Annotated in this window: 12 protein-coding genes; 4 read left to right on the top strand and 8 right to left on the bottom strand. The window is 69.6% G+C overall.

All coding sequences use genetic code 11. The features are described 5' to 3' along the window. The first annotated feature begins 113 nt into the window (after window positions 1-113). The gene (gene mgrA, locus A9Z05_RS11500; protein WP_069618198.1) at window positions 114-1,157 is read left to right on the top strand and encodes an L-glyceraldehyde 3-phosphate reductase; all 1,044 of its coding nucleotides are present in this window, start codon (window positions 114-116) and stop codon (window positions 1,155-1,157) included. Window positions 1,158-1,265: 108 nt separating this feature from the next. Here mgrA and A9Z05_RS11495 read toward each other — a convergent pair whose 3' ends face one another. The 3 genes from A9Z05_RS11495 to A9Z05_RS37260 form a co-directional block, all read right to left on the bottom strand. After that, window positions 1,266-1,451 (bottom strand): hypothetical protein, encoded by a 186-nt coding sequence (locus A9Z05_RS11495; protein ID WP_006482800.1) that lies wholly within the window; start codon window positions 1,449-1,451, stop codon window positions 1,266-1,268. A 350-nt stretch (window positions 1,452-1,801) separates the two neighbouring features. Continuing rightward, window positions 1,802-2,689: a DMT family transporter gene (locus A9Z05_RS11490; protein ID WP_069618262.1), complete on the bottom strand. Its 888-nt coding sequence runs from the start codon at window positions 2,687-2,689 to the stop codon at window positions 1,802-1,804. 123 nt (window positions 2,690-2,812) lie between these two features. After that, a complete protein-coding gene (locus A9Z05_RS37260) occupies window positions 2,813-3,142 on the bottom strand; it encodes a hypothetical protein (protein WP_185728588.1) in 330 nt (109 codons plus the stop codon). 368 nt (window positions 3,143-3,510) lie between these two features. Between A9Z05_RS37260 and A9Z05_RS11485 the strand changes: the two genes are divergently transcribed. Further along, complete coding sequence (locus tag A9Z05_RS11485) at window positions 3,511-3,723, top strand: hypothetical protein (protein ID WP_006477514.1); 213 nt, start codon at window positions 3,511-3,513, stop codon at window positions 3,721-3,723. A 270-nt stretch (window positions 3,724-3,993) separates the two neighbouring features. Beyond that, window positions 3,994-5,016 carry a serine/threonine protein kinase gene (locus A9Z05_RS11480; protein WP_084044199.1) on the top strand — a complete coding sequence of 341 codons (1,023 nt, stop codon included), beginning with the start codon at window positions 3,994-3,996 and terminating at the stop codon, window positions 5,014-5,016. 82 nt (window positions 5,017-5,098) lie between these two features. On the opposite strand, the gene A9Z05_RS11475 is transcribed toward A9Z05_RS11480, so the two are convergent. Beyond that, window positions 5,099-6,541 carry a coniferyl aldehyde dehydrogenase gene (locus A9Z05_RS11475; RefSeq protein ID WP_069618196.1) on the bottom strand — a complete coding sequence of 481 codons (1,443 nt, stop codon included), beginning with the start codon at window positions 6,539-6,541 and terminating at the stop codon, window positions 5,099-5,101. 725 nt (window positions 6,542-7,266) lie between these two features. On the opposite strand from A9Z05_RS11475, the gene A9Z05_RS11465 reads away from it, so the two are divergent. Continuing rightward, entirely contained in the window at window positions 7,267-8,907 is a 1,641-nt protein-coding gene (locus A9Z05_RS11465) for a GMC family oxidoreductase (protein ID WP_069618194.1), read from the top strand. 29 nt (window positions 8,908-8,936) lie between these two features. Here A9Z05_RS11465 and A9Z05_RS11460 read toward each other — a convergent pair whose 3' ends face one another. From A9Z05_RS11460 to A9Z05_RS11445, 4 genes are all read right to left on the bottom strand, one after another. Continuing rightward, entirely contained in the window at window positions 8,937-10,319 is a 1,383-nt protein-coding gene (locus tag A9Z05_RS11460) for a flagellar hook-length control protein FliK (protein ID WP_069618193.1), read from the bottom strand. Window positions 10,320-10,350: 31 nt separating this feature from the next. Beyond that, window positions 10,351-10,809, bottom strand: a complete 459-nt coding sequence (fliJ, locus tag A9Z05_RS11455; protein ID WP_069618192.1) for a flagellar export protein FliJ — start codon at window positions 10,807-10,809, stop codon at window positions 10,351-10,353. 5 nt (window positions 10,810-10,814) lie between these two features. Further along, window positions 10,815-12,308 carry a flagellar protein export ATPase FliI gene (gene fliI, locus A9Z05_RS11450; protein WP_371090889.1) on the bottom strand — a complete coding sequence of 498 codons (1,494 nt, stop codon included), beginning with the start codon at window positions 12,306-12,308 and terminating at the stop codon, window positions 10,815-10,817. 32 nt (window positions 12,309-12,340) lie between these two features. Beyond that, window positions 12,341-12,738: flagellar assembly protein FliH (locus A9Z05_RS11445; RefSeq protein ID WP_084044196.1), on the bottom strand; the 398-nt coding region annotated here is incomplete at its 5' end.

The following is a 12,738-nucleotide window of genomic DNA, read 5'->3' as shown; positions in this document are numbered from 1 at the left end:
CATGATCCGGCCGCTTTCGCTACCATAGTCGTCGTATGACTTCTTCGCCGCCGTCGCGCCATGGGCGCGGCGGGCGCGCGTCCCTTCCCCCGATGTCCTGACGGAACAGACTCATGGCCTACGAAGCAGCTTCCGAACGTTATGCCGGCATGCAATACCGCACCTGCGGCCGATCCGGGCTCCAACTGCCCGCCCTGTCGCTCGGCCTGTGGCACAACTTCGGCGATTCGACGCCGATCTCGACGCAGCGCGAGATCCTGCGCACCGCGTTCGACCTCGGCATCAACCACTTCGACCTCGCGAACAACTACGGGCCGCCGTACGGCAGCGCCGAAACCAACTTTGGCCGACTGCTGAAGGAGGATTTCCGGCCGTATCGCGACGAGCTGCTGATCTCGACGAAGGCCGGCTGGGACATGTGGCCGGGGCCGTACGGCAGCGGCGGCGGATCGCGCAAATACGTGCTCGCGAGCCTCGACCAGAGCTTGCAGCGGATGGGGCTCGACTATGTCGACATCTTCTACTCGCACCGTTTCGACGCACATACGCCGCTCGAGGAAACGGCGGGCGCGCTCGCGTCGGCGGTGCAGCAGGGCAAGGCGCTCTACATCGGCATTTCGTCGTACTCGGCCGCGAAGACGCGCGAGATGGCCGCGCTGCTCGCGCAATACAAGGTGCCGCTGCTGATTCACCAGCCGTCGTACAACATGCTGAATCGCTGGATCGAAGAGGATCTGCTCGACACGCTCGACGACGTCGGCGCGGGCAGCATCGCGTTCACGCCGCTCGCGCAGGGCCTGCTCACGTCGAAGTACCTGAACGGCGTGCCGGCCGACGCACGCGTGAACAAGCCGGGCGGCGGCTCGCTGAAGCAGGATCACCTGAGCGCGGCCAACCTCGAGCATGTGCGCAAGCTCAACGCGATCGCCGAACGGCGCGGGCAGAGCCTTGCGCAAATGGCGCTGGCGTGGGTGCTGCGCAACGGCCGCGTGACGTCCGCGCTGATCGGCGCGAGCCGGGCGGAGCAGGTGCGCGAGAACGTCGGTGCGTTGAGCAACCTCGAATTCTCCGCTGAGGAACTCGCGGAGATCGATCGTTACGCGACGGAAGGCGGCATCAATCTGTGGGAAAAGCCGTCCACCGATCAGGCGATCTGACCGGAAGGCGATACGGGATGCGAAACATCGCGTGCCGTATCGCCCACGCGCAGGCCGTCCGTCGCCTCGCTGCGGTGCAACGAGGCACGTCACGCGCGGATGATGGCGCTAGATCAGCGCAGGCAGGCCTTCAACGAGCAGCACCGCGACGCCGACGCCCAGAATGACGCCGAGTACGCGCAGCAGGTTGTGACGGAACTGAGTGGCGCACGGCACCGCGCCGAGAAATAGCGCTCCGGCCAGCGCCATCGGAATCAACAGGATGAAGTCGCCGATCGTGAAATAGGTCGTCATGCGTGTCTCCAGTGTCGGCCGAAGTGGGCGCGTCAGCGCTTGCCCGGGCTTCATCCTTGCCGGATGTCGGCCGAAGTCCGGCGCACGTTCGCTCACCCCGGTCCCATGCCGGGCGTTTCTAGTTGGTCCGGCCCGTCGTGCGCAGGCCGGTCAATTCGAGTATAGGCAACCGGCGGCGTTTTTCGCTATCCGAACCATTAAAAATCAGCGGAAAGCCCCGGGAATCGCGCGTTTTTCATGCAAACAAGACGAACGCCTTGCGCGTATCTTTCCCGTTCCTTTCGGTTTTCGCGGAATCGTCGTATGTGTCCGATGCGGGCCGCCGCACCCGCGCGCGGCGGCCCGCCCGCTTACGCGCCGTCGGGTTGCGGGCGGCCGGCCGGCGCGCGGAACACGAGCGCGAGCCCCGCGATGATCGCGCCCATGCCGGCGAGCGCGAGCGGCTCGGGCCGGTTGCCGAGCCACGCGGCATCCATCAGCGTGGTGACGACGGGCACGAGATAGAACAGGCTCGTCACGTTGACGAGATCGCCGCGCTGCATCAACCGGTAGAACAGCAACTGCGCGATCACCGAAATCACGATGCCGAGCCACAGCAGCGGCACGACGAACGCCCAGCTCATATCGAACGATACCGGCCGGAACGGCACGATCGCGACGCACAGCGCGAGGCCGATCGCATTCTGCAGCGGCAGCACGTCGGCGGGCGCCGCGCGTACGCGCTTTTGCAGCAGCGACCCGACGGTCAGCGCGACGAGCGCCGTGAGCGCGCACGCGATGCCGGCAGCCGACAGGCCACCCGTCCCGCCGCTCACGCCGCGGCCCACGACGAGCGCGAGGCCGGCGAGCGACAGCGCGAGTCCCGCGATGCGCACGGGCTGCCAGCGACGCTCGACGATCGCGAGCGTGAGGATCGGCTGCACGCCGAGGATCGTCGCCAGCACGCCGGGCGCGATGCCGCGCTCGAGCGCGAGCAGGTAGAAGATCGAATAGCCGCCCATCATCAGCAAGCCGGTCAGCGCGGCCATGCGCCGCTCGCCGCGCGGCGGCAGCCAGCGTTTGCGCATGAAGGCCAGCGCGAGCAGCACGAGCGATGCGAGCGCGAAACGGGCAGTGAGAAAGGCGAACGCGGACGCGTGACGCAGACCGAGTTCGGCGAAGATTGCGCCGCTGCTCCACAGCAGCACGAAGAGCGACGTCGCGCCATGCGCGGCGAGCGCGCGTTTGAACGAAACCATGTGAATCCACCTGTCGAACGGATCGAAACGTTCCATTCGCGCGCACGGCTACACGCCGCGCGTCATGACGCACGTACCCGCAGCCAACGGAGCGAATGGAAGACGAAAACGGATGCCGGCGAGTCAGCCGGCGCGTGCCGCCGAAGGGGGCGGCGCGGCGCAGACGAGCGGCGGTGCGACAGGGGGAGGAAGGACCGACGGATGCACGCACGCCTGCGGCCGCGAGTCGAACTGCGGCCGGGATTTTGCGAGGGCGGACGTGAGCGGATGCATCGTGTCGGAATGCGGTTGAACGCGAATGAAAGCCAAAGGTACAGCAAGGCAGCGGTCGAGCGCAACTGCTGTCGGCGGCTGCGCATCGCGGGCGATGGTGTCGTGTCGATGCAGGCCGACGCCGGGGCGCCGGCCGCTGCGCACGCAAGCATTCGACGAACGGAAGAAAGCGATCGCCATGCGACGCGCGCGATGCGATGTCGGCGTGGTCGACGGGCGTGCCCCGATGATCCCGCACGGGCGATGCGAAGCGGTACGTCTATTGCGTCGATCACATGCGCGCGGCGGCGCCGGGCGGTTTCGGTGGGCAGTCACATTCGACAGGGTATGATGGGGGTAACCGGGCGGGCAAGTGCGTGTCCGGCGCAGTGGTTGATTGGAGACATTCGACGAATTCGCGGCACTTCGCCTGCTTCTTCTTCTTTTCGCGCTTCGATAAACCGTGAACAATGGGATCACGCGCAACGCTCCGCCGAGAGCGGCGCGGATCGCGCATTTGCCGGCTCGCCAGCGGGCCGGGTTTCAAGATTCAAGAGTGGGGAACCATCATGCATATCGGGTCGATTGTCTGCACTACCCATATCGCGGTGCCGAAGGGCGCGCGCGGCATCGTCCAGCGCATCCTGGGCGACATGGCCATGGTGACCTGGTACGCGGGCGTGCCGGGTGAGTCGAAAGAACTCAACACCGAGCCGTTCTTTCTCGAGGACCTGATCGACACCGGCGAATCCGTTCTGCCGGCCGGCGCGGCGCTTCACTAGGGCTGTTCACGCGAATAGCGGGCTTGCGAACGCGCCTTTCCGCCCGTCCCCCAAGGAGACTTCCTTCGGGCGCAGGCAAGAAGAGAGGAGGCGCAATAGTCGTAGCTATTGCAGCGACGAACGACGCCGCCATGCGGGCGCAAAGGCGCGTTCCCCTGTTTGGAAAATTCGTTCGTGGGGCCAGCGCAAGCTCGTCATTTGCGTGAACAGGCCCTGGCACATCGCACCGGACGCTCGTCTTTCGGTCCGGCTGGCGGCACAATGCGGGGCATGACAGACGCCACTTCCGCTCCCGCTTCTCCCGCCAGCCCGCCGTTCGCCGGCCTCACGCCCGAATGCGTGCTCGACGCGCTCGACAGCGTGCTGATGCCGGCCGGCCTGCGCACCGACGGGCGCCTGCTCGCCCTCAACAGCTACGAAAACCGCGTCTACCAGGTCGGCATCGAAGACGGCCCGCCGGTCGTCGCGAAGTTCTATCGTCCGGCGCGCTGGTCCGACGACGCGATCCTCGAAGAGCATGCGTTCGTCGCCGAACTCGCCGCGCGCGAGATTCCGGCGGTGCCCGCGCGAGCCTTCGACGGCCGCACGCTGCACGCGTTCGACGGCTTCCGTTTCTCGATCTTCGAGCGGCGCGGCGGCCGCGCACCCGATCTCGACCGCAGCGACACGCTCGAATGGCTCGGCCGCTTCATCGGCCGCATCCATGCGGTCGGCGCGACCGAGCCGTATGTCGCGCGCCCGGTGCTCGACATCGGCACGTTCGGCTACGAGCCGCGCGACTACCTGCTCGCGCACGATTTCATTCCGGATGACGTAAGACCGGCGTACGAGACCGCGGTCGCGCTGGCGCTCGAAGGCGTCGAGGCCGCGTTCGCGCGCGCCGGAGAGATTCGCCTGCTGCGCACGCACGGCGACTGTCATCCGAGCAACGTGCTGTGGACCGATGCCGGCCCGCATTTCGTCGACTTCGACGACAGCCGGATGGCGCCGGCCGTGCAGGATCTGTGGCTGCTGCTGCCGGGCGATCGCGAAGGCGCGTCGCGCGCGCTGGCCGACCTGCTCGCCGGCTACGAGGATTTCTGCGAATTCGAGCCGCGCGAGCTGCATCTGGTCGAAGCGCTGCGCACGCTGCGGCTGATCCACTACGCGGCGTGGCTCGCGCGGCGCTGGGACGATCCGGCGTTTCCGGCCGCCTTCCCGTGGTTCAACACGCATCGTTACTGGGAAGCGCGCGTGCTCGAATTGCGCGAGCAGATCGGCGCGATGCAGGAAGGGCCGCTCTGGCCCGTGTGACGTGTGACGGCTGCATGCGCGGCATCCATGCCGCGCGGCAGGTTGGCCTGGGCCGCGGCGCGACGCGCACGGCCCGTTCCGCTCAGAACTTCAGCATCAGCTTGATCAGCGCGGCGAAGCGCTTGCCGTACGGCGGCGCGAGCAGGTTGCGCGCGTTCAGCCGCGCCTGCGTGAGCACCGGCTTCATCTTCGAGAACGTCACGAAGCCGTCGTAGCCGTGATACGCGCCCATGCCGCTCGCGCCGACGCCACCGAACGGCAAGCTGCCGCACGCGATGTGCATCAGCGTTTCGTTGACCGTGACGCCGCCCGAGACCGTTTCGCGCATCACGCGGTCGATCGTGCCGCCATCCTCGTCGAACAGGTACAGCGCGAGCGGACGCGGGCGCGCGTTGACGTACGCGATTGCTTCGTCGAGCCGCTCGTACGGCACGAGCGGCAGCAGCGGCCCGAAGATTTCCTCCTGCATCAGTTGCGACGCGGCCGGCACCTGTGTGACCGCGCACGGCACGAAGCGGCGCGACGCGGGATCGGACTGCGCGTCGGACAGCGGATGCAGCTGCGCGCCGGCGGCCTGCGCCTCGCTCGCCAGTTGCTGCAGGCGCGCGTAGTGACGCGGCGACACGATCGTCGTGTAGTCGCCGTTGGTCGACAGGTCCGGATACAGCTTCGCGAAGCGGGTCCGCGCGCGTTCGATGAACGCGCCTTCCATGCCGCGCGGCAGCAGCACGTAGTCGGGCGCGATGCAGGTCTGGCCGGCGTTCAGCGTCTTGCCGGCGACGATCGCGTCGACGGCCGCGTCGAAGCGCGCATTCGGGCCGACGATCGCCGGCGATTTGCCGCCAAGCTCCAGCGTGACGGGCGTCAGGTTGTCGGCGGCCGCGCGCATCACGTGGCGGCCGACTTGCGTCGAGCCGGTGAACAGCAGATGGTCGAACGGCAGCGCGCTGAACGCGGCGCCGACTTCCGCGTCGCCGTTCACGACCGCGACGTGGTCGCGCGTGAAGGTCTTGCCGATGAGCTGCTCGAACAGCGCCGACGTGCGCGGCGTCAGTTCGGACATCTTGATGATCGCGCGGTTGCCGGCGGCGAGCGCGCAGATCAGCGGGCCCGCGGCGAGCAGCACCGGGTAGTTCCACGGCACGACGATGCCGACCACGCCGAGCGGTTGCGGCATCACCTTCGCGCGCGCCGGGCGCAGCCACTTGTTCATCGGCTTGCGGACCGGCTTCATCCAGCGCTTGCCGTGCTTCAGCGCGTCGTCGATCTCTTCCTTCGCCATCCAGATTTCCGACAGCAGCACTTCCTGCTTCGCGCGATGGCCGAAGTCGGCGCTGATCGCGTCGGCGAGCGCATCCGCGTGATCGATCAGCATCGTGCGCAGCGCGCGCAGGTGCTGCGCGCGCGTGTCCCATGCGGGGTACGGTGCGCGCAGGTACGCCGCGCGCTGGTCGTGCAGCAGCGACGTCAGCGCATCGACCGACGGCAGTGCTTGCGGGGCCAGTTCGGGCAGGTCGTTCTTCATGTCGTCTCCTCCAGTTGGGCCTGGCCGATCGGCCGGCCGTCACGCCGCGCGCGCACGCTCGGCGAGCACGGCGACGCGGATCGGGTGATGCGTGTCGCACGGCGCGGGGCCGGATGCGACGGGTACGCGAAAACCGGTTTCAGCACGTGGCAAGCGTCGTATCCGCGCGACGGTGTCCGCGTCGGAACGTCGTGCCGCCCGGCATGCGCATACGAGCCGATACGGTGACGCGCGCGCACGCGATGCCGTCTTGCGATCGTCTGCCGGTGCACCGCGGCAGCGCAGCGCGACAGATCCGCGACGGCGCGGCGCCGCGCATCGTGCGGCGGCGGCGACACACCGTCCAAACGGTCGGCGACGACACGTGCCGTTCGATTTCGACCGACTGCGCGCATGACGCCGTGCATCGTCGCGCGGGCCGTCGTTTGAAATGAAATGCGAACCGCGCGCGCGACCGCCGGATCATCCGGCCGGCACGCGGCGTGCAGGCGCTGGCGCTGCATCGTCGTTCCTCCCGTTTCGCGACGAATCGGCTTCTCGTGGTCGGTGCATCGCGCGACGCGACTCGATACATCTTAAATTTAGTTCACGCGGGCGTTTAGAGGAATCGCTCTTGAATCGGCGCGCCGCGCACGGGACGGCCATTCCTACAATGCCCGAACACAAGAGGAGACGCGGTCGCGCGGCGGTGCCGGGCGCCTTCCATGACACGACGGAGACGTGACATGCAATACGACTACATCATCGTCGGCGGCGGCTCGGGCGGCTCGAGCCTCGCCGGCCGTCTCGCCGATGCCTGCCCCGATGCGACGATCGCGCTGATCGAGGCCGGCTCGCATACGGAGCGCAACCTGCTCGTCAACATGCCGGTCGGCATCGCGGCGCTGGTGCCGTTCAAGCTCGGCACCAACTACGGCTACGAGACTGTGCCGCAGCCCGGCCTTGGCGGGCGGCGCGGTTACCAGCCGCGCGGACGGGGGATGGGCGGCTCGAGCGCGATCAACGCAATGATCTACACGCGCGGCCATCCGGGCGACTACGACGAGTGGGCGCAGCTCGGCGCGACGGGCTGGGGCTGGCAGGACGTGCTGCCGTATTTCCGCCGCGCGGAAGGCAACGAACGCGGCGCGGACGCATGGCACGGCGCGGACGGCCCGCTGTCGGTGTCGGATCTTCGCTTTCGCAATCCGTTCTCCGAACGATTCATCCAGGCCGCGCACGCGGCCGGCTATCCGCTGAACGACGACTTCAACGGCGCGACGCAGGAAGGCGTCGGCTTCTATCAGGTCACGCATCGCGACGGCGCGCGCTGCAGCGTAGCGCGCGCGTACATCTACGGCCGCAACCGGTCGAACCTGCACGTGGTCCCCGATGCGACGGTGCTGCGCGTCGGCTTCGACGGCAAACGCGCGGTCGGCGTCGTCGTGTCGCGCAACGGGCGCGTCGAGACGCTCGGCGCGCGCGCGGAAGTGGTGCTGTCGGCCGGCGCGTTCAATTCGCCGCAATTGCTGATGTGTTCGGGGATCGGCCCGGCCGAGCAATTGCGCCGGCACGGGATCGCGGTCGTGCACGATGCGCCGGACGTCGGCGCGAACCTGATCGACCACATCGACTTCATCATCAATACGCGCGTGAATTCGTCGGAACTGGTCGGCGTGTGCCTGCGCGGCATCGCGAAGATGACGCCGGCGCTCGTGCGCTATTTCTCGCGCCGCACGGGGATGATGACGAGCAACGTCGCGGAGGCCGGCGGCTTCATCAAGAGCGATCCGTCGCTCGCGCGTCCCGACCTGCAACTGCATTTCTGCACGGCGCTCGTCGACGATCACAACCGCAAGATGCACTGGGGCTTCGGCTATTCGCTGCACGTGTGCGCGCTGCGGCCGTTCAGCCGCGGCACGGTCGCGCTCGCGAGCGGCGATGCGCGCGACGCGCCGCTGATCGACCCGCGCTTCTTCAGCGATTCACGCGACCTCGACCTGCTGGTGCGCGGCACGCAGGCGATGCGCCGCATCCTGTCGCAGGCGCCGCTCGCGTCGCACGGCGGGCGCGAGCTGTACACGCGGCCGGACCAGAGCGAAGCGGAGCTGCGCGCGACGATCGTCGCGCATGCGGACACGATCTATCACCCGGTCGGCACCTGCCGGATGGGCTCGGATGTGCGGGCGGTCGTCGATCCGCAACTGCGCGTGCGCGGCGTCGACGGGCTGCGGGTGGTGGATGCGTCGGTGATGCCGACGCTGGTCGGCGGGAACACGAATGCGCCGTCGGTGATGATCGGCGAACGCGCGGCGGACTTCATCGTCGCCGCGCGCAGGGGCGGTGTGCCGCGCGGCGAGGCGGCCGCGGCGGTGCACGGCCGCTAGACGCGGCGCGCGCACGGCAGCGGCCATGCTCAGGCAAACGTATCGACGAGGCCGGCGCGGCTCACGCGCGCGGCGACCGGTGCGGATTGCGCGGCGTCGACGGGTGCATCGACGGCTGACGGTCCGCCGTTCCCGCGTCGCGACGACTGGCCGCCGGCGAAGGCATGCTGCGGGTTTTGCTGCTGTTGCTGCGAAGCGAGGCCGCCGTCGCTGACGGTCGCGCTGCCGAGCCCGAGCCCGCCCGCTTCCATCGCTTCGCGCAGCTTCGGCAGCGCGGCTTCGACCGCGTCGCGCACCTGCGCGTGCTGCGACACGAACAGCGCGTGCGCATGGTTGTCCGCGACGCGCAGCACGACCTGCAGCGGCCCGAGATCGGGCGGGTTGAGCGTCAGCTCGGCGCTCTGCTGGTGCGCATTCGACAGGAACACCACTTTCTGGCTCAGTGCGTCCGTCCAGTCGGCCGTGCCGACGTGCGGCGCGAGCACGTGCGCGTTGGCGGCGGCGATCGCCCCGGCGGCTGGCGACAGTTGCAGGTTCGCCTGCGCGGCGGCGGTGGCCGCGGCGCCGGCGGCGAGCGTCGCGCTGGCGGCCGGGTCCGTCGCGTTGCCGGCCGCCGCGAGCGCGTGCTGGGCGCCGGACTGCGCGTTCGCGTCGGCCTGCAGCGTCTGCGCGGTGATCTGTGTCGGCGTCTGCTGGGTGGCGAGCGCGCCTTTCGCGTCGGCGAGCGTGCGGTCGAACGTCGGCACTTTCGGCGTTAGCGGCGCGGCGGCGTTCGACGTGGTCGTGGTCGTGGCCGGCGCCGTCGGCGTGGCGGCGGCGGCGGTCGCGCTGGTCGCGGGCATCGCAATCGCGTTCGCACCGCCCGTCAGCTTGGCGAGCGCCGCTTGCAGCGCGTCGCGGCTCGATGCCGGGTCGGTCGGTTGGGCGGCCGCCTCCTGGGCTGCATGATTGGCGAGCGTCGCCGTGGCGTCCGGCTGGCCGGACACAGCTGTCTTTTGAGTCGCGGTCGCGGCAGCAACGGCCGCAGCGGTCGCCGCGTCGGCCGGCGTCGCGATGTCCGGGCGCGCCTGCAATTGCGCCTGAACGGCCGCGGCGGCCGCGAGTGCGGCGGCGTCGGGATTGGCGGTGGCGGTGTTCGCGGTGGTGTCGTCGGTCGCCGTGTCGTCGTCCGTGCCGGACGGCTTCGCACCGGCGGCCGGCTTCGACGCAGCCTGTTGGGTCGGTACGTCGGGCGTACCGGCGTCGGCCGTGTCGCCTCGCGTGGCGACGCTTTGCTTCAGCGTTTGTGCGAACGGCACGGCGCTCGTGGCGGCCGACGCATCGTTGGCGGCGGACGAACCCGAGCCGCGGGCGGCCTTGAGTGCGGCGCCGGCGGTGTCGAGCAGCGCGCCGAGCAGGGGCAGGGGAGGCATGACGGTTCTCTCGTTCGAATGCGGTGGTCGGTTACGACGAACGGGCCGCGTCGGCCCGCATGCGCAGGATCTTCGCGGCGTGTTCGTCGGCGTCGCGCTGTTCGCGCCGGGCGTCGCGCTTCGCTTCCTGCGCGACGCCGCGCGCCTGCAGGATTTCATACGAGCCGACGGTACGTTTCTTCTGCTGCCAGTTCGGGCGCGCCTCGTCGATGCGGACTTCGGCCGCGGCGAGCACGGTGCGCTGCTGCGCGATCGCGGCATCGAGCGTGTCGATGAACGCCTGGAAATTGCGCCAGTTCCCCGCCGGCATCCCGCTTTGCGCGGATTGCGCGAAGCGCGCGTGATATTCGTCGCGGTAGCGCAGCAGCGCGTCGAGCTGTTCGGCTGCCGCGGTGCGGTCGCGCTGCGCGGTACCGAGCTGCTTCGCGGCCGAGTCGAGGTCGTCCTGCGCGCGGTCGAGCAGCAGCTGAAGGGGAAAGCCGTGGGCCATCGGGATCAGCCTCCGTAAGCGTCGAACAGCGCATCGAGCGCAGTGAGGCTCGATGCGAACGGCGCGCATTCGCGAAAGCCCTGCTGCAGGAACGCCTCAATGCGCGGGTAGAGCGCGATCGCGCGGTCGAGCTGCGCGTCGCGGCCGGGTGCGTAGGCGCCCACTGCGATCAGGTCGCGATTGCGCTGGTAGCGCGACAGCATCTGCTTGAACTGCCGCACGTGGTCGAGGTGCGTTTCGTCGATCAGCGCCGTCATCGCGCGGCTGATCGACGCCTCGATGTCGATCGCGGGATAGTGGCCGGCCTCGGCGAGCGCCCGCGACAGCACGATGTGGCCGTCGAGGATCGCGCGCGCCGAATCGGCGATCGGGTCCTGCTGGTCGTCGCCTTCGGTCAGCACCGTGTAGAACGCGGTGATCGAGCCGCCGCCTTCGGGCCCGTTGCCGGTGCGCTCGACGAGCGCCGGCAGCTTCGCGAACACCGACGGCGGATAACCCTTCGTCGCGGGCGGCTCGCCGATCGCCAGCGCGATCTCGCGCTGCGCCATCGCGTAGCGCGTCAGCGAATCCATCAGCAGCAGCACGTGCTTGCCCTGGTCGCGGAAATACTCGGCGAGCGACGTCGCGTACGCGGCGCCCTGCATCCGCAACAGCGGCGACACGTCGGCCGGCGCCGCGACGACGACCGAGCGCGCGAGTCCGTCCTCGCCGAGGATCTGTTCGATGAATTCCTTCACTTCGCGGCCGCGTTCGCCGATCAGCCCGATCACGATCACTTCCGCGCTCGTGTAGCGCGCCATCGTGCCGAGCAGCACCGACTTGCCGACGCCGGAGCCCGCGAACAGGCCCATCCGCTGACCGCGGCCGACGGTGAGCAGCGCGTTGATCGCGCGCACGCCGACGTCCAGCACGTGGTGGATCGGTTCGCGATCGAGCGGGTTGATCGACGGCGCCGACAGCGGCGCATCGACTTTCGACGCGAGCGGGCCGAGGCCGTCGAGCGGGCGGCCCGACGCGTCGACGACGCGCCCGAGCATCTCCCAGCCGACCGGCAGCCGCTTCGCGCCCGCGAGCGGGTCGGCGACGGGCGCGCTTTCGCGCGGCCACACGCGTGCGCCGGGCAGCACGCCGGCGACGTCGGTGGTCGGCATCAGGAACAGGCGATCGCCGGCGAAGCCGACGACTTCGGCTTCCGCGTGCGGCAGCGTGCTGCCGGGCGGCAGTTCGATCGTGCATTCGGCGCCGACCGACAGGCGTAGCCCGATCGCCTCGAGCACGAGGCCGGCCGCACGCGTGAGGCGCCCGCACGGCCGCAGCGGCAGCGCGTGGCGGCTGCGCGCGGCAAGCCCGTTCAGATGCGTGCGCCAGTGCGCGAGATGCGGATTGTGCGGCGCGCGCGGGGCGGCGGCGACGCCGGCGGCCGCGGGGTCCGGCGCGGCATCGTGCGCGGCCGCCGGCCCGAACGACGCGAGCGCGAGCTCGCGTTCGAGCGGCGTCATGCCGTCGTGCGCGAGCGCGTCGGGTGAGCGCGTCACCACGTGCTCACCTTGCCGATCGCGGCGGCGACGCGCTGCCAGCGCGTGGGCAGCGTCGCGTCGACCTCGCCGGTCGCGGCGTGCGCGCGGCAGCCGCCGCGCTCGATCGACGCGTCGGTGCGCACGTTCCAGCCGAGCGTGTCGAGATCGTCCTGCAGATACGCTTCGACGACGGGCAGATCGGCCGGATTGACCGCGAGATGCGGCGCGCCGGACAGCGCGGGTTCGGCCGCGAGCACGTCGCGCACGGCGGCGACCAGCGCGGCCGGGTCGTGCTTCACGTGCTGGCGCACGACCTGCTGCGCGATGTCGAGCGCGAGCTGCGCGAGGTCGGACGCGAGATCGTGTTCGACGGTCGCTACGGCTTCGCGGAACGACGCGGCGAGCGCCGCGA

Source organism: Burkholderia sp. A2 (assembly GCF_001729305.1).
GTDB classification, from domain to species: Bacteria; Pseudomonadota; Gammaproteobacteria; order Burkholderiales; family Burkholderiaceae; genus Burkholderia; species Burkholderia sola.
Note: the sequence above shows the minus strand (reverse complement) of the source record. Positions and strands in the feature narration are given on the sequence as shown.

Excerpts from the sequence above, each read along its gene's own strand:
- mgrA (WP_069618198.1), top strand. The coding sequence starts at position 114 with ATGGCCTACGAAGCAGCTTCCGAACGTTATGCCGGCATGCAATACCGC.
- A9Z05_RS11495 (WP_006482800.1), bottom strand. The coding sequence starts at position 1,451 with ATGACGACCTATTTCACGATCGGCGACTTCATCCTGTTGATTCCGATG.
- A9Z05_RS11490 (WP_069618262.1), bottom strand. The coding sequence starts at position 2,689 with ATGGTTTCGTTCAAACGCGCGCTCGCCGCGCATGGCGCGACGTCGCTC.
- A9Z05_RS37260 (WP_185728588.1), bottom strand. The coding sequence starts at position 3,142 with ATGGCGATCGCTTTCTTCCGTTCGTCGAATGCTTGCGTGCGCAGCGGC.
- A9Z05_RS11485 (WP_006477514.1), top strand. The coding sequence starts at position 3,511 with ATGCATATCGGGTCGATTGTCTGCACTACCCATATCGCGGTGCCGAAG.
- A9Z05_RS11480 (WP_084044199.1), top strand. The coding sequence starts at position 3,994 with ATGACAGACGCCACTTCCGCTCCCGCTTCTCCCGCCAGCCCGCCGTTC.
- A9Z05_RS11475 (WP_069618196.1), bottom strand. The coding sequence starts at position 6,541 with ATGAAGAACGACCTGCCCGAACTGGCCCCGCAAGCACTGCCGTCGGTC.
- A9Z05_RS11465 (WP_069618194.1), top strand. The coding sequence starts at position 7,267 with ATGCAATACGACTACATCATCGTCGGCGGCGGCTCGGGCGGCTCGAGC.
- A9Z05_RS11460 (WP_069618193.1), bottom strand. The coding sequence starts at position 10,319 with ATGCCTCCCCTGCCCCTGCTCGGCGCGCTGCTCGACACCGCCGGCGCC.
- fliJ (WP_069618192.1), bottom strand. The coding sequence starts at position 10,809 with ATGGCCCACGGCTTTCCCCTTCAGCTGCTGCTCGACCGCGCGCAGGAC.
- fliI (WP_371090889.1), bottom strand. The coding sequence starts at position 12,308 with ATGACGCCGCTCGAACGCGAGCTCGCGCTCGCGTCGTTCGGGCCGGCG.